The organism is Neobacillus soli NBRC 102451 (assembly GCF_001591665.1).
Classification (GTDB): Bacteria; Bacillota; Bacilli; order Bacillales; family Cytobacillaceae; genus Neobacillus; species Neobacillus soli.
Window position 1 is genome coordinate 30,503 of sequence record NZ_BCVI01000017.1, and the last position, 16,229, is coordinate 46,731.

17 protein-coding genes are annotated in these 16,229 nt (G+C 38.9%); 9 read left to right on the forward strand and 8 right to left on the reverse strand.

The genetic code is table 11. The annotated features are described in order from the left end of the window. Window positions 1-66: 66 nt before the first annotated feature. Together BSO02S_RS06400 and vrrA are read right to left on the reverse strand one after the other, a co-directional pair. Window positions 67-1,014: a 4-hydroxy-3-methylbut-2-enyl diphosphate reductase gene (locus BSO02S_RS06400; protein WP_066064167.1), complete on the reverse strand. Its 948-nt coding sequence runs from the start codon at window positions 1,012-1,014 to the stop codon at window positions 67-69. A gap of 136 nt (window positions 1,015-1,150) precedes the next feature. Further along, window positions 1,151-1,840: a VrrA/YqfQ family protein gene (gene vrrA / locus BSO02S_RS06405; RefSeq protein WP_066064170.1), complete on the reverse strand. Its 690-nt coding sequence runs from the start codon at window positions 1,838-1,840 to the stop codon at window positions 1,151-1,153. Between the two features lie 265 nt (window positions 1,841-2,105). Here vrrA and BSO02S_RS06410 point away from each other — a divergent pair, with 265 nt between their 5' ends. Together BSO02S_RS06410 and BSO02S_RS06415 are read left to right on the forward strand one after the other, a co-directional pair. Further along, entirely contained in the window at window positions 2,106-3,422 is a 1,317-nt protein-coding gene (locus BSO02S_RS06410) for a DEAD/DEAH box helicase (RefSeq protein WP_066064172.1), read from the forward strand. A gap of 24 nt (window positions 3,423-3,446) precedes the next feature. Next, window positions 3,447-4,340, forward strand: a complete 894-nt coding sequence (locus tag BSO02S_RS06415; protein WP_066064175.1) for a deoxyribonuclease IV — start codon at window positions 3,447-3,449, stop codon at window positions 4,338-4,340. Between the two features lie 44 nt (window positions 4,341-4,384). Here the strand turns inward: BSO02S_RS06415 and BSO02S_RS06420 are convergent, their stop codons facing one another. Further along, window positions 4,385-4,642 (reverse strand): DUF2624 domain-containing protein, encoded by a 258-nt coding sequence (locus BSO02S_RS06420; protein ID WP_066064291.1) that lies wholly within the window; start codon window positions 4,640-4,642, stop codon window positions 4,385-4,387. 174 nt (window positions 4,643-4,816) lie between these two features. Between BSO02S_RS06420 and BSO02S_RS06425 the strand changes: the two genes are divergently transcribed. From BSO02S_RS06425 to zur, 3 genes are read left to right on the forward strand one after another with little or no spacing between them, the layout of a single operon-like run. After that, entirely contained in the window at window positions 4,817-5,590 is a 774-nt protein-coding gene (locus tag BSO02S_RS06425; RefSeq protein WP_066064178.1) for a metal ABC transporter ATP-binding protein, read from the forward strand. Next, complete coding sequence (locus BSO02S_RS06430; protein WP_066064181.1) at window positions 5,587-6,447, forward strand: metal ABC transporter permease; 861 nt, start codon at window positions 5,587-5,589, stop codon at window positions 6,445-6,447. The genes BSO02S_RS06425 and BSO02S_RS06430 overlap by 4 nt, the downstream gene beginning before the upstream one ends. Further along, a complete protein-coding gene (zur, locus tag BSO02S_RS06435; RefSeq protein WP_066064184.1) occupies window positions 6,434-6,844 on the forward strand; it encodes a zinc uptake transcriptional repressor Zur in 411 nt (136 codons plus the stop codon). The genes BSO02S_RS06430 and zur overlap by 14 nt, the downstream gene beginning before the upstream one ends. A gap of 31 nt (window positions 6,845-6,875) precedes the next feature. Here zur and BSO02S_RS06440 read toward each other — a convergent pair whose 3' ends face one another. Beyond that, complete coding sequence (locus BSO02S_RS06440; protein ID WP_066064187.1) at window positions 6,876-7,478, reverse strand: 5' nucleotidase, NT5C type; 603 nt, start codon at window positions 7,476-7,478, stop codon at window positions 6,876-6,878. A gap of 329 nt (window positions 7,479-7,807) precedes the next feature. On the opposite strand from BSO02S_RS06440, the gene BSO02S_RS27885 reads away from it, so the two are divergent. Next, a complete protein-coding gene (locus BSO02S_RS27885; RefSeq protein ID WP_425320394.1) occupies window positions 7,808-8,152 on the forward strand; it encodes a hypothetical protein in 345 nt (114 codons plus the stop codon). 57 nt (window positions 8,153-8,209) lie between these two features. On the opposite strand, the gene ispG is transcribed toward BSO02S_RS27885, so the two are convergent. The 4 genes from ispG to BSO02S_RS06465 form a co-directional block, all read right to left on the reverse strand. Next, window positions 8,210-9,313 carry a flavodoxin-dependent (E)-4-hydroxy-3-methylbut-2-enyl-diphosphate synthase gene (ispG, locus tag BSO02S_RS06450; RefSeq protein WP_180320828.1) on the reverse strand — a complete coding sequence of 368 codons (1,104 nt, stop codon included), beginning with the start codon at window positions 9,311-9,313 and terminating at the stop codon, window positions 8,210-8,212. Between the two features lie 116 nt (window positions 9,314-9,429). Continuing rightward, on the reverse strand, window positions 9,430-9,768 hold the full coding sequence (yqfZ, locus tag BSO02S_RS06455) for a protein YqfZ (protein ID WP_066064193.1): 339 nt from the start codon (window positions 9,766-9,768) through the stop codon (window positions 9,430-9,432). A 97-nt stretch (window positions 9,769-9,865) separates the two neighbouring features. Further along, entirely contained in the window at window positions 9,866-10,639 is a 774-nt protein-coding gene (locus BSO02S_RS06460; protein WP_066064196.1) for a DUF1189 domain-containing protein, read from the reverse strand. 124 nt (window positions 10,640-10,763) lie between these two features. After that, window positions 10,764-11,459, reverse strand: a complete 696-nt coding sequence (locus tag BSO02S_RS06465) for a Crp/Fnr family transcriptional regulator (protein ID WP_066064199.1) — start codon at window positions 11,457-11,459, stop codon at window positions 10,764-10,766. A gap of 344 nt (window positions 11,460-11,803) precedes the next feature. Here BSO02S_RS06465 and BSO02S_RS06470 point away from each other — a divergent pair, with 344 nt between their 5' ends. The 3 genes from BSO02S_RS06470 (at window position 11,804) to BSO02S_RS06480 (ending at window position 16,047) form a co-directional block, all read left to right on the forward strand. Continuing rightward, window positions 11,804-12,412 carry a superoxide dismutase gene (locus BSO02S_RS06470; RefSeq protein WP_066064203.1) on the forward strand — a complete coding sequence of 203 codons (609 nt, stop codon included), beginning with the start codon at window positions 11,804-11,806 and terminating at the stop codon, window positions 12,410-12,412. A 112-nt stretch (window positions 12,413-12,524) separates the two neighbouring features. Further along, complete coding sequence (locus BSO02S_RS06475; RefSeq protein WP_066064206.1) at window positions 12,525-13,742, forward strand: MFS transporter; 1,218 nt, start codon at window positions 12,525-12,527, stop codon at window positions 13,740-13,742. Between the two features lie 220 nt (window positions 13,743-13,962). Next, the gene (locus BSO02S_RS06480; protein ID WP_084374925.1) at window positions 13,963-16,047 is read left to right on the forward strand and encodes a peptidoglycan D,D-transpeptidase FtsI family protein; all 2,085 of its coding nucleotides are present in this window, start codon (window positions 13,963-13,965) and stop codon (window positions 16,045-16,047) included. Window positions 16,048-16,229: the final 182 nt, after the last annotated feature.

The following is a 16,229-nucleotide window of genomic DNA, read 5'->3' on the forward strand; positions in this document are numbered from 1 at the left end:
TCCTCATGAAGGGCTCATGAGGACAGAAATGGTGAGAAAGCCAAGAAAATTGTCCTCATGAGCTGATTATGCTTCCGCTTTTTTCACCTTAGGTAAAATTCTATTTAATTGGACCTTTTTAGTAAGTTCCCATGTGGCTTCATTATTCGGGTCAAATTGTTCAAGAAATGTGATTACTTCTTTTGTAATCGGTGTTGGTGTGGAGGCGCCTGATGTTACCGCGACATTTTTTGCATCCTTAATCCAATCAATTTGTAATTCGGTTATATCAGCAATTCGGTAAGCTTTGGTTCCGGCAATTTCCTCCGATACCTGTGCGAGACGATTCGAATTATTACTTTTTGGATCGCCGACGACTATTGTCACGTCTGCTTCCGGTGCTTGTTCAGCAACTGCTTCCTGGCGAATTTGGGTCGCATGGCAAATTTCATTATAAACCTCAGCATGAGGAAATTTTTCCTGCACCTTTTTCATAGTGTCAGCAACATCCCATTGGCTCATTGTTGTTTGATTTGTGACCAGCAGCTTTTCACAATCAAGCGTCAATGCTTCCACGTCACTTGGCGTTTCCACAAGGTAGACCATTCCTGGCGCAACACCAACAGCTCCCTCTGGTTCCGGATGGCCTTTTTTACCGATATAAATAACTTGATATCCTTGCTTTGTTTTATCTTCGATGAGGTCGTGTGTTCTCGTCACATCAGGACATGTCGCATCAATGGTAACAAGGCCTTTCTGTTTGGCAAGCGCTCTGACTTCTGGTGATATTCCATGAGCGGTAAAAATGACCGTTCCTGTTTTGACTTTATCGAGAATATCTTTCCGGTCTTTTCCCTCTAGGGTAAAAATCCCTTCTTCTTCAAAAGCATCTGTCACATGTTTATTATGGACCAGCATCCCTAAAATGTAGATGGGGCGGGGTAAAGATTTATCTAAAGCGGCATTTCTAGCAATAACCATTGCATCGACAACACCATAGCAGTAACCACGTGGTGAAATTTTTATTATTTGCATATAATAAGTCCCCCTAAAAAGACATTGATTAGTATTCTATATATTTATTATATAAAACTAATAGATATAATACAAAGATACATTTTTCCTCCGCTGTTTTGTGGGAAAAAAAAGAATGCCTCTTGGCATTCTTGGTTTATATATACATTTTTGGTACAGAGTTCCCCTTTTGGGTACTTGGCGGCTGATTTTTCTTTACCGTACTGGATTGCTGCCTTTTAGTTCGGCTGGTTATTTTTTTTGAATTTCTGCTTTCAGATGATTCATTATTTGAAGATTCCTCATCCGCTACTTGGTTTATCTTTTTATTCTTTTCGTCCAAGGAAGATGATTCTTCCTTGGTTTTTGGGGAGTTTTTGAAACCTTTATAAATCTTCCACATAGCCGGCAAATTTTTGACCATTGGGCCGTACTGTTGAATCATTGGACCCATTGACTGTGCTGTCTTCAGCACCTGCTGAGTATTGTTAAGGATGCCTGAAAGTCCTCCAGGGTTACTTAAGGATTGAAGTAAGCCGCCTCCGCCTCCGCCTCCTGAAGCTGCTCTGCCTGCCCCTTGCAAAAGTCCGCCTGGTCCACCTGCTTGCGTTCCTTTTCCAAGCAGTTTCGAGAGTAGTCCACCACCACCCCCTCTGTTCATCTGTTGGGCACCTCTCATCATTTGACCCATCATCGGTGCTCTTCCACCAAAGGGGCTGCCCCCTGGACCCATCATTGGACCTCTTCCGCCAAATGGGTTACCCCCTGGACCCATCATTGGACCTCTTCCTCCGAACAGTCCTGGTCCCATCCCGCCTTGCATGGGCAATCCTGGTCTTGGCTGCATACGAACACCTCCTTTCGAATAATCTTCATGCTTTAAAATATGCAACTTCCTACTTTTGGTTTAGGTATTAGACACAGGACAAAAACAAAATTTAATTGTTTAAAAGTCACGAATAGGTAAAAAATGATATTAAAAGAAAGTTAACTGGAGTTTTGAAGGAAAATTTACTATAATTGCATGATGGAATGAAAAGTTGGAAGCTCTTGCTAAAGTAAGAATACTACTCCATAGTCATTAGATTATTTCAAATATAAGGAGCAATTACATGAAAGAAAATCGTTTTGATCGTTTTAAGTTTCAACCATTTATTAATGAGGCCATTAAAGAATTTGGGTTTAATGAACCAACGGAAATTCAGGAGCGAATGATTCCGGTCGTTGTAAAAGGAGAAAGTGCCATTGGCCAGTCACAAACAGGGACGGGGAAAACACTTGCCTATGTTCTGCCAATCCTAGAAAAAATCGACCCGAAACGCAAGGAAGTGCAAACTGTGATAACAGCGCCTACAAGGGAGCTGGCCTCACAAATTTATCATCAAATTTTAAAAATAACAGAGCATTGCAGCCCGGAGCAATCAATAATGACCAGGTGCTATATTGGGGGAACGGACAAGCAGCGGACAATTGAAAAATTGAAGGTACAGCCGCACATTGTGGTAGGTACACCTGGTAGAATTAAGGACCTTATGAGTGATAAAGCCCTTTTTGTTCATACAGCGGGAATTCTCGTTGTTGATGAGGCAGATATGATGTTAGATATGGGCTTTATTGAGGATTTAGACAGAGTCGCAGCTAAAATGCCGGAAAAACTGCAAATGCTTGTTTTTTCCGCAACGATTCCAGAAAAACTAAAGCCCTTTCTTAAAAAGTACATGGAAAATCCAAAGACTATCCAGATTGAACCAAAAAGAAAAGCAGCAGAAAATTTAGAGCATTATCTTTTATCATCAAGACACCGCAGTAAAAAGCAGCTTGTTCACGATGCCCTTCTGGCCTACAATCCGTATTTAGCAATTGTGTTTACGAATACGAAGAAAATGGCAGAAGAGGTAGCTTACTTTTTAAATGAAAAGGGTTTAAAGGTTGGCCGCGTTCACGGGGATTTAAATCCAAGGGAACGGAAACAAATGATGAAGCAAATTCAGGACTTAGAATACCAATATATTGTTGCAACTGACCTTGCTTCAAGAGGAATTGATATTGAAGGAGTCAGCCATATCATTAATTTTGAACTCCCTTCTGACCTGGATTTTTATATTCATAGGGTTGGGAGAACGGCACGGGCTGGACATTCGGGGATTGCCCTGACCATTTATGAAGCATCAGATGAGGATGCGCTAAACCGAATCGAAAAAATGGGCATTCAATTTAAATATGTGGATCTTAAAAATAACGAATTTGTTGACGTTGATGATCGGAATAAGCGAAAGACGCGGGTAAGGCAAGAGGATAAAGCTGATGTGAAAGCAAAATCCTTGGTTAAAAAGCCGACAAAAGTAAAGCCGGGTTACAAAAAGAAAATGCAATGGGAAATGGATAAGATAAAAAGACGGGAACGAAGAATTGAACAAAGAAAGAAATAAGCTGAGAGGGGAGAGAGTTAAAGCATGCTTAGAATTGGATCCCATGTTTCAATGAGTGGAAAAGACATGTTGCTTGCCGCTAGTCAAGAAGCTGTATCTTATGGGGCAAACACATTTATGGTCTATACCGGAGCCCCGCAAAATACCAGGAGAAAAAAAATAGAAGATCTGAACATTGAAGCAGGGCGCAGGCATATGGAGGAGAATGGGATATCTGATATTATCGTCCATGCACCATATATTATCAATATCGGAAATACAACGAATCCCGATACGTTTGATTTAGGGGTTAGGTTCCTACGAACAGAAATTGAAAGAACCGAAGCAATTGGTGCCAAGCAGATTGTCTTGCATCCAGGGGCACACGTAAGTGCAGGAACAGAGGCCGGGATAAAGAAAATCATCGAAGGTTTAAATGAAGTGCTGACCGGCAAGGAACAGCTTCAAATTGCCTTGGAAACAATGGCTGGCAAAGGCTCAGAGTGTGGGAAATCCTTTGAGGAATTGGCGATGATTATCGACGGTGTCAACTATAGTGATAAGCTGTCCGTTTGTTTTGATACATGCCATACGCATGATGCAGGCTATAACATTGTCGAGGATTTTGATGGGGTATTAAATGAGTTTGATAAAATTGTCGGTTTAGACAAACTGAAGGTACTTCATATCAATGATAGTAAAAATGCCATAGGGATGAGGAAGGACAGGCACGAGAATATCGGGTTTGGCCATATCGGATTTAAGGCAATCAATTATATTGTCCATCATCCACAGCTAACAGATATACCTAAAATCTTAGAAACTCCCTATGTAGGCGAGGATAAGAATAATAAAAAGGCACCGTATAAATACGAGATTAACATGCTCCGCAACCAAACATTTAATGAGGACCTGCTCGACGTCATCATGAAATCATAATTTCACAAACAAAAAGCTGTGCATCTAGGTGCACAGCTTTTTGTTTAGCTCTTTGTAAACTGCATGAACAATTTATTTACCTCACGTGCTGTTTCGGGTCCAGCTAATTTGGCGATTTCCTTTACCAAACGAGCCCTTACTACATCATCAAAAATATTAACATTTTTCCCTCTTAAGTATTCTGCAATTTTTCTTGCCTGTTGCCGATTAACGGAAATATTAAATTGCTCTGCATATTTCAACAGTTCATCTGCGCTAATCGTGTTAATTTTATGATTAATGATGTTTTCAAATATTTTCACCTTCATCACTCCTCCATCCCAATGTATGAAGAAGTACTAGGTGTGGTGACTACGGATTTTTGCTAAGCAAATCGATAAGACCCGGATTAGAAGACTTTACATTCAGAAGGAGCTATTGTATACTACTAAAGTTAAATCGGAATGATTCTTATAATTAAAGGTGATGCGCTGACTATGCAATCAATTATTGAAATAAAAAAGCTTTTTTATCGCTATGAAAAGGATGCAGTCCTTGAGGATATTAACTTAACCATCCCAGATGGTTCTTTTTTGGCGATTGTCGGTCCAAATGGATCTGGAAAATCAACCCTCCTAAAGTTAATTTTAGGCTTACTAAAGCCGCAAAAGGGGGACATCTTTTTATTTGGCCAGGAAATAAACAAATTTAGGGATTGGCAGAAAGTTGGCTATGTTTCTCAAAAGGCTAATTCCTTCAACACTGGTTTTCCTGCTACTGTATTTGAGGTAGTCGCGAGCGGCTTGACGAAAAAGCTGGGGATGTTTACATTTTTTAAAAAGGAACATGCCCAAAAAGTTTTCGAAGCACTCGAAGCCGTTGACATGAAAATGTTTAGTAACAGAAATATTGGTGAGCTCTCCGGAGGGCAGCAGCAACGTGTGTTTATTGCTCGGGCTCTTGTCAGTGAACCAAATCTCCTCATTCTCGACGAACCGACTGTTGGCGTTGATGCCGAGAATGTGAATTCCTTTTATCGTATGCTCGGTGATTTAAATAAAAGCCGCGGAATTACCCTGCTATTAGTTACCCACGATATTGGGACGATATCGGATAAAGTCTCACATGTTGCTTGCTTAAATAAACATTTACATTTTCATGGTGAAACAGAGGAATTTGAACAGCTGCGAATGGAAGGCATGTCTGAAGTTTATGGTCATGATGTTCATATGCTTGCTCATCATCATGAACACGGAGGCGTTGTTAAATGATCGCGGGAATTTTTCATTATGAATTTTTACAAAATGCCTTCTTAACAGGGATTATGATCGGGATTCTTGCCCCGTTATTAGGGGTTTTTATTGTTGTCAGAAGATTATCGTTAATCGCTGATGCTCTAAGTCACGTTACATTGGCGGGTATTGCGGCCAGCCTGCTCATTGAAAGAAAGTTTACGATGATGGCAGGTTTAAATCCGCTTTACTTAGGCATGGTATTTTCAGTCGGAGGATCATTGTTCATAGAAAAACTTAGAGGGGTATATAAACATTATCAGGAACTAGCCATTCCGATTATTATGTCGGGTGGAATTGGGCTGGGGGTCATCTTTATTTCGCTGGCAAACGGCTTTAATACTGATTTATTTAGTTATTTGTTTGGCAGTGTATCTGCAGTCAGCCGAACGGATTTATTGGTTATTTTTATTATTAGTATCTTGGTGATCCTAGTGATTATTTTATTATATAAAGAGCTTTTTTTATTGTCTTTTGATGAAGAACATGCGAAGGCATCAGGGATTGCGGCAAAAAGTATTCATTTTATATTTATTGTGATGGTTGCCCTTGTGATTGCAGCTTCGATGAGAATTGTCGGGATTCTGTTAGTTTCGTCGCTTATGACGTTACCGGTAGCAGCAAGTATGCGGATTGCGAGAGGATTTAAGCAAACCATTTTTTTATCTGTCCTTTTTGGTGAGGTTTCCGTGCTCGGAGGTCTTTTTACAGCCTATTATTTAGACTTAGCACCGGGAGGAACAATCGTTATGATTGCCGTGCTGATATTAGTCATATCGATTTTTTACAAAAAATTAATACTTAAAAAGGAGGTCCAGCAGGGTGAACGTGCCTGAAGCGATTCAATACTTAAAAGAAAATGGATTTAAACAGACCGGAAAAAGAGAAGATATGCTCCAACTGTTTGCTGACAATGATAAATATTTAACGGCAAAGGATGTACTTGACCTGTTAAAGGATGACTATCCGGGTTTAAGCTTTGATACGATTTATCGAAATCTGTCCTTATTTGTTAATATGCGCATTCTTGAGATGACCGAATTATCAGGGGAGAAGCATTTTCGCTTCACCTGTTCGGGAAATCACCATCATCATCATTTTATTTGTTTGGCCTGCGGAAAAACTAAAGAAATTGAAACATGTCCCATGAATGAATTAAATGAAAATTTAAAGGGATATGATATTTCTGGGCATAAATTCGAAATTTACGGACGCTGTCCTGAATGCCATTAAAAAACAGCTTGCATTCAAGCTGTTTTTTAAATTATTTAAAGGTACTAATCACTTCACGTGTTTTTTCTTGCTGTTTTAACCACTTTTCAACCCAACTATTGGCTTCTCTCCAGTTGTTGACTCGAATGACACCGTTCGGAATGGGTTCTTGATTATAAGGGGTATCAAATAAAATGACTGGAATCTGGCATTCCTCATGAATATTCACAGCATTATCATGTTTATCCTCGAAAAAGATTTCCACCCCATACTTTTTAACAGTCTCCACTTTATCATGTGAGCCAATTAATTCAATGTGATGAAAGGTTATGCCGTTAGCTGCGAACCATTTTTCTGTAACATCAAGTAAATGATTGCCACGAGCACTAATAAAAAACAATTCATGTTTATTTTTCCACTTATTAAGGATGTTGACCACGCCTTTGGCTGGCGCTGATCCTTCATATATAATTGGTTCGTTTTCAAAAAACCAGTTGGCAAACACTTCTTCTGAAACATTTACGAATGGTGTCAATTCATATTGGTTGACATCCTCATAGCGAATATTCATGTTAAATGCTTTATTAATAAAGGGAATTATCGATTTTGGGCACGTTACGGTACCATCAATATCGATTCCAAATCTTTTTCTCATTTTTTACACACCTTCATCTTACGATTGTATTTATATTTTACCAAAGATAAGCGGTTAATGAGGTAACTATTTAAAAGTAAATTTTTCGGGATTTGAAATAATAACCTATTTTAGACAAACATTAACATAGTAAAAAGCTATGATGCGCTAACAATAATAAATGCTCCTATTACTGAAAGTGAGGGATTAGGATGGCAGATGAAAGAGATACAAAAGTGCAGGAAGCTCTTCGAAGTTCGATTATTGGTGAAGATATCCCGAATTCTCCTTCAGAATTCAGGGAGGAAACAGCGTCAGAAATCGCTACACCTATTAAGGCACGATACACTTTGAAAAAAGAAGAGTATGTTCCAGAAATTGGTGCGTCTGTTCCGATAAAAGCTTTAGAATATAGGGAAGAAACCGCTGCAGAAATCGCCGCACCTGTTCCAGTCTTTCGAAAAAGGGAACAGGATGATGTGAAGGAAAGAGCTGCAGGTGGAGTCGGGATGGGCACTCTGGCAATAGCACTGTCGATTCTCTCATTGTTTGTATTTCCAATTCTTTTTGGTGCCGCGGGAATAGTCTTAGGCTTCGTAGCAAGAAGAAGGGGAGCCGCAGGCCTTGGTGCTTGGGCAATAGGTATTGGTGTAGTTTCGATTGTGATTGGCATCTTTATTCTCCCGTTCTTTTAAGAAGACCCTTATTAGGAGCAAAAAGAAACCCGGTAAAAATACCGGGTTTCTTGATGTTTATTTAGCTGCAGCCTTTTCTTCTTCTGCCTTTTTCTGAAAATATTCCTCGGCAATCAAATCAATTTCTTTCTTTAACTCTTCAACCAATTGTGCTTCAGGAACCTTACGGACAATTTCTCCCTTCCTGAATAACAAACCTTCACCTCGAGCACCGGCGATACCGATATCAGCTTCACGGGCCTCTCCAGGTCCGTTAACAGCACAGCCTAATACGGCAACTTTAATCGGGGCTTTAATTTTTTCAATGTATTCCTCGACTTCATTAGCGATGCTGATGAGGTCAATTTCGATCCGTCCGCAGGTCGGGCAAGAAATCAACGTTGCCGCATTCGAAGAAAGACCGAATACCTTTAATAGCTCTCTTGCTACCTTTACTTCCTGAACAGGATCTGCACTTAAGGAAACACGGAGCGTGTTGCCAATTCCTTTGTTTAGGATAACGCCCAGTCCGGCCGCACTTTTTATGGAGCCGGCAAAAAGCGTACCGGATTCGGTAATCCCAAGATGGAGGGGATAATCGAATGCTCTTGATGCTTTATCATAGGCTTCAATGGCAAGATTTACATCGGACGCCTTCATGGAAACAATAATATCGTGGAAATCCAAATCTTCGAGAATTTTTATATGATGAAGGGCACTCTCGACCATTCCATCTGCTGTTGGGTATCCATACTTTTCTAAAATTTTCTTTTCAAGCGAGCCTGCATTTACGCCAATTCGGATCGGAATCCCTTTTGCTTTGGCGGCTTTTACAACAGCCTCTACCTTTTCCCGTTTTCCAATGTTTCCTGGATTGATTCTGATTTTATCTGCTCCGCCTTCAATCGCTTTAAGAGCCAATTTATAATCAAAATGAATATCGACTACCAGCGGGATATTGATTCTCTTCTTAATTTCAGGGATGGCATTAGCAGCACGTTCGTCGGGACATGCAACCCGAACAATTTGGCATCCTGCATCTTCAAGGCGTTTTATTTCGGCAACAGTCGCTTCGACATCATGCGTTTTAGTAGTTGTCATGCTCTGAATAAATAATTCATTGCTTCCGCCAATAGTTAAGTTACCAACTTTAATTGGTCGGGTTTTTGTGCGATGTATGATTTCACTCATCGTGTAATTCGCTCCTTCAAAATGGGATTCGAATAAGGGAAAAAAATAATTCGACTCTATTTTATCAGTCTTCCACTATCTTTGACAAGAATAAGCATTTTTCCTGTTTATTTTGAGTAATCAGGAAAATGATAGGTGGACCCGATTTGAATCTTTTCTGGAGTTTGGCCAGGATTTAATTTTCGAAAGTCCTCGATTAATTCGGTAATTGATACCGGAAGCGTTTTTTTTATTTGATGCTCTACAATCGAGATGACCGTTTCCCCGGGATTAACCTTTGCCTTGAAGGAAGGGATGTCCGCGTCCGCCGCAGCGGGCTTTGTGATTGTTTCAACCTTAGCGTTTACTTGCTGTGTACGTGTGGAAGGAAGGGTGCCGACGGTTAAATCAAAGTAGACCACATAAATGATTAGAATAATAAACAGGAAAGCAAATAATTTTTTCATCGGACAAGCCCCCAAAAAGGAAAAGTTTGTACATTGGTATGCTTGTCCAAATGTAAATAGAACTTACCTAAAAAAATACGCCCGGTTTGGGCGTATTTTAGCTGGCCTTTTTAGGTTTTGGAATTTCATTAATGGCTAAGTATAATACAATAATTACGACTAGCCAATTGATTAGAAAAGTGTTAGGTACTGTCGTTTTGATGGCCGCCATAATCGTGAAAAATAGTGTTGGCAATGTTTCGCTGTATGCGGCCATTCTCCACAACTGCCGGTAAGTTAGCTTTCTTCCTAAAAGGTTTTTTAAAACGAGACCAATCAAAGCTAGTATGGTAACTTCGATAAAGCTAGACGCACTCGCAAACAAATACATGATCACTGAAACAATCGGAATGATAACACCCTTCGAACCACTAATCGTGTTAATAAAATCGAGAAGCTTCTCCTTTGTGATATGGAGCCCTTCCAACATTGAATAGGGGTAGGAAGTAAACTGTCCAGCTGATGCTATGACAAATTCATCCTTTAACAGTGCAAACGCATTTCCCGTATCGGCGACATCTTCTTCAGACATGGCTCCTGTTGGATCGAGAATAATTGAAAAATCATCCTTATTTACTGTTAATGGGACCTTTGTATCTGCAGATAACTGCCCATTTTTGATTGAAAATGAAGGTAATTCATCTTTCATGATCCCTTGAGCTGTATCTATTCCAGCAGTAAGTCCGATGCTTAGGTTGATAATCGACGGAAGAATCGAAATAAATGTTAACAAAAATACAAATAAAATTGTTTTTCCTATTCCCTGAAAACGAAATAAGGCAATATCCTTCGGAGAATAGATACTTTTATAAAGTTGCTTAAAAATATTCATACTGGCCCACCTCTACACAGATTCACCTCCTATTGTAGCTTTTGTAAACATGATATACAAGAATACAAAAAAATAGAGGTCGTCAAATAAAAATGTAAAAGCCGCCAAAAGGCAGCTTTTATGATTAATTAAGACCGCAAATTTCGTAGGAACAATTTTGGCAGTCGACTTCTTCTTTTAAATAGCTGATTTTCTTCACTGTAAACTTTAGGTTATCATAGGCAATGATATCTTTTTCGCGAAGTTCTTTCAAAGAACGTTGAATGACTTCCCGTGTTCCAAACGTTAAATTGGCTAATTCCTGATGTGTTAAGGGAAGGTCAATAAGAATTCCTTCTTCTGTCATCACCCCGTAAGAATTGCATAAACGAATGAGAATGGAGTATAAACCGCCTTTTTTCCCATTCATAATTAAATCCTGGCATTTCATTTGTGCCTTTAGATAACTGGTACTTAACCACATAACGAGGGCGTTCATTGCTTCAGGGTCCGTTAAAACAAAATCTTCAAATTGTTCTCTTTTAATCAGGATGAATTCACAGTCTGTTAGTGTTTTAGCATAAAATTGATAATGAGGATTTACATTGAATAGTTGGTATTCAACAATTAATTCACGATCATTTAAGATTTTTAAGATAAAATCTTTGCCGCGTAAATGGACTCTTCCAAGGGCAATACTTCCATTAAGTAATAAGTATACATAATCGACAGAATCCTTTTCTTGAAAAAGAACGGATCCTGCTTTCATTTTTTGGATGGGTTCATTTTTTTTGAAAAATTGAACCAATAAATTATATATCGAAAAGCGGCTTTTAGGCATGTTTGTCACTCCTTTTTTCCCTTTCAGCTTGATTAAAATCAATTATTTACATCATGTCAATAGAATATTTACAGGTATTGGAAGTGGTGGGAGCCGATTATGACTTTTATCGTTGACATCATGCCTTTTGGGTGAAACATGACAATTTTTCGAATTGTTGCTTTTGAATAAAAATCTTTTATCAGGGCATTGTATTTATGTTGGAACTTAAGCATTTAATTTGAAACGAAGAACCAACTTTGGTATCTTAAGTACAAAGCTTTAGAAATATTCATAATAGTCATTTTGACGTTTATGGTTACCTAAAGCCCAAAAAATATCATATTTACATAGGAGGAATAATCATGGCATTCGAATTACCACAATTACCTTACGCAGAAGATGCACTTGAACCACATATTGACAAAGAAACAATGAACATTCACCACACTAGACACCACAACACATATGTAACAAACTTAAACAATGCTCTAGCTGGAAATGAAGAACTGTTATCAAAATCAGTTGAAGAAGTCATTGCCAATTTAGATGCAGTTCCAGAAGCTGCTCGTACAGCAGTACGTAACAATGGCGGCGGTCACGCTAACCATTCATTATTCTGGCAAATTCTTTCTCCAAATGGCGGCGGTGCCCCTGCAGGTGAATTAGCTGATGCCATCAACAGTAAATTTGGCAGCTTTGAAGGCTTCAAAGACGAGTTTGCTAAAGCAGCGACTACTCGTTTTGGTTCCGGCTGGGCATGGTTATCTGTGAACAACGGTCAATTAGAAGTTTCAAGCACTCCTAACCAAGACTCTCCAGTAATGGAAGGGAAAACACCTATTCTTGGACTTGATGTTTGGGAACATGCTTATTACTTAAAATTCCAAAACAAACGTCCAGATTATATCAATTCTTTCTGGAATGTAGTTAACTGGGATGAAGTTTCAAAACGTTATAACGAAGCAAAATAATAATAGTGACGGGAAAAAGGCAGCTGCATGCTGTCTTTTTTTTGTTGGAAAAAAGTGAATAAGAGCATCTAGCTTGTTAAAGACTACCCTTAAGATAAAGGGGAGTTTTTTTATGGCAAAAAAGTTTAGAATTTTGGGTGATGTTGAACTAACAAAAGATTTGACATTATTGCTGATTATTGGCGGGCTATATTCGTTGAGCGTGGCTTTATCGAACACATTTGTGAACATTTACCTTTGGAAACAAACAAAAAGTTATTCGGATTTAGCTCTTTATAACCTGGCAATTGTTGTTCTACAACCATTAACGTTCATTTTAGCGGGCCGCTGGGCTAAAAAAATTGACAGGGTGATTGTACTAAGGATTGGTGTTATCTTTTTGGCTGTTTTTTACCTGGCTGTTTTAGTAGCGGGAACAAATGCACACACTTATTTACTCATTTTAGGCGGCCTTCTTGGAATAGGTTACGGTTTTTATTGGTTGGCCTATAATGTTTTAACCTTTGAAATCACAGAGCCAGAGACAAGAGATTTTTTTAATGGGTTTTTAGGGATATTGTCCTCTGCAGGAGGGATGATTGGACCGATTGCGGCTGGAATCATTATCACTAGATTTGAAAAATTTACGGGATATACGATTGTCTTTGGGATATCATTAGCTTTGTTCGCTCTTTCTGTTATCATGAGTTTATCTTTAAAACGTAGACCGGCTGCAGGAAAATATTGCTTTAATCGAATTTTAGGTGAAAGAAAACTAAATGAAAATTGGCGTCTCATAACCAATGCCCATTTTTTCCAGGGCTTACGAGAAGGGACGTTTTTATTTGTCATCTCGGTCTTTGTTTACATTGCAACCAATAGTGAAATGGCTTTAGGGACATTTGGCCTTATTAATTCGGGAATATCATTTATTGCTTATTATCTAGCATCGCGGTTTATTAAAAAAAGTTATCGAAAAAAGGCCATCCTTATTGGCGGGATTATTCTTTATGCGGCCGTCCTGCTAATTGTCTGGGATGTGAATTTTGTCAAGCTGTTAATTTATGCCGGGATGATTGCGATTGCTTATCCACTACTGCTCGTTCCATACATGTCAACTACATACGATGTAATTGGAATCGGCTGGAAAGCTGCAGAAATGAGAATCGAATATATTGTTGTCCGTGAAATATTCCTGAACGTTGGAAGGATTGTTTCGATATTGGCCTTTTTAGGGGCGGTAACCTTGTTTAATGAAGAAAAAAGTATTCCCATTTTATTATTATTATTGGGTGCAGGTCACTCACTAATTTATTTATTCATTAGGAAGGTACAGTTACCTGCCGCGTAATGCGATGAGTTTTTATCCTCATCGCCTTTTTTTGTGTTAAAACAAGGAAAGGGCGCTTCCACTTTTCTTTTTAAAAATGGTAAGTGTTATTCATAGAAATATGGAGCCATTTCTTATAAAATAGAGAAAGTTATGCTATGCCTCGAAAAAAAGGAAGTGGATATAAACGTTGAATAATAAAAAGAAAAAAAAGAAGACACATGTCCCGTTTCGCTTGAACATGTTATTCTTTGTTGTGTTTGTGCTCTTTTCTATCCTCATCCTCCGTCTTGGTGAATTACAAATTGTTTTTGGTGATGATTTTAAACGTGAAATTGCGAGGACTGAGGATGTTACTGTTAATAACCCAGTACCACGGGGGAAAATGTTTGACCGATATGGAAGAATTATCGTTGATAATACTCCATTAAACGCAATCACCTACACGAAATACCAGAATACAAGTCAAATTGAAATGCTTACCACTGCAGAGAAATTAGCAAATATCATTACGATGGATACTTCAAAAGTTCGTGAACGTGACAAAGAGGATTATTGGATTTTAAAATACCCTGACAGAGCAAAGAAATTAATTACCAAGAAGGAATGGGCCTTATACGACCAAAAAAAATGGGAGTATAAAAAGATATATTCCTTGCAGCATGAGCGTATTCCAAAATCCGAAATTGAGGATATGAAAAATGACCAATTCAAACTTAAAACCATTGCTATTTTAAAACAGTTTAACAGCGGTTACGCTTTAACACCGCAAATTGTAAAAAATAAGGATGTAACGAAAAAAGAATTTGCGATTGTCAGCGAAAATTTAGAGAATCTCCCGGGTATTGACACAACAACAGACTGGATCCGACAGTATGTTTTTGGTGATACGTTGAAATCAATATTAGGGGATGTATCTTCCTCGGAGGCGGGGATACCTAAAGAACAATTAGAGAAATTTCTCGCACGTGACTATAGCCGAAATGACCGGGTAGGAAAAAGTTATCTTGAATTGAAATACGAAGATGTCCTTCATGGTCAAAAGGCAAAAGTAAAAAATGTTACCGATAAATCAGGAAAAATTCTTTCCACTGAATTGGTATCGGAAGGAAAGCGCGGAAAAGATCTCGTCTTAACAATTGATATGGATCTTCAGAAACAGGTAGAAAAGATTATTGAAGAGGAAATGTGGAGTGCTAAAAGAGAAGCGAATACGTCTCTCTTGGATCGTGCCTTTGTAGTTGCCATGGATCCCCAGTCTGGTGAGATTTTATCATTGGCCGGTAAGCAAATTGGTAAGGATAAAAACGGAAAAACGATCATGATGGACTTTGCGGGAGGAAATATTACCAGCTCCTATAACGTGGGATCGGCTGTTAAAGGTGCAACCATTTTAACAGGCTATCAAACCGGAGCGATTAGGCCCGGGGATAGTCAATTGGATGAACCATTAGTGATAAAAGATACACCAGTTAAAAAATCTTGGAAGACATTTGGAAGAATTAATGACCTGACAGCATTACAGGTTTCATCAAACGTTTATATGTGGAAAACGATCATTGCTATGGGGAACGGCCGTTATGTTGCTAACAATCCCCTGATATTAGAAACAGAGAAAACCTTTAATACGATGAGGCAATCCTTCGGGCAGTTTGGACTTGGGACGAGAACGGGGATTGACCTTCCTAATGAAATGAGCGGCTTTCCGGGAAATGAGATACACAACCCTGGTAAACTTCTTGACCTTGGGATTGGCCAATATGATACGTATACACCTATCCAGCTAGCACAGTACGTTTCAACGATTGCTAATGGCGGTAACCGTGTCCAGCCGCATATTGTCAAGGAAATTCGCGAGCCAATCATGGAAAATAATCAATTGGGACCTATTGTTAAAGAGATTCAACCAAAAGTACTCAATCGTTTGGATATGAAGGACGACTGGATCAAGCGGGTTCGAGACGGTTTTAGAATGGTGATGGAGACTAGGAATGGTACTGCTTATGGTTTATTTGGAGATGCACCCTATCACCCCGCGGGAAAAACGGGGACTGCAGAGGCATTTTATGATGGCGGCGATAAAACAAAACGCGGTACACCTGTCATGAACTTAAGCCTTGTCGGGTTTGCCCCATATGATAATCCAGAAGTGGCTATTGCTGTCGTCGTACCCTGGGCATATCAAGGTTCTGGTCCAAGTATAAATAATAAAATCGGTCGAAGAGTAATGGATGCCTACTTTGACTTAAAGAAGAAACATCCTGGTACTGATGGAACTGCAGAACAATCCGTAGATAATACAAATACAGATCAAAACAATCAATAGAAAATATATCCTTACATCTGTCTCCATTTAGAGGCAGGTGTTTTTTTTTTTATATAAAAGGATAATCTTGAGCATGATAACATCATGAAGCTTCTTTAGGCTTTTAAATGATAAAAAAGGATCTGATAAATTTACAAAAGAACAACGCATCTTTACAAAACCTTTACATTGTATTAAAACTC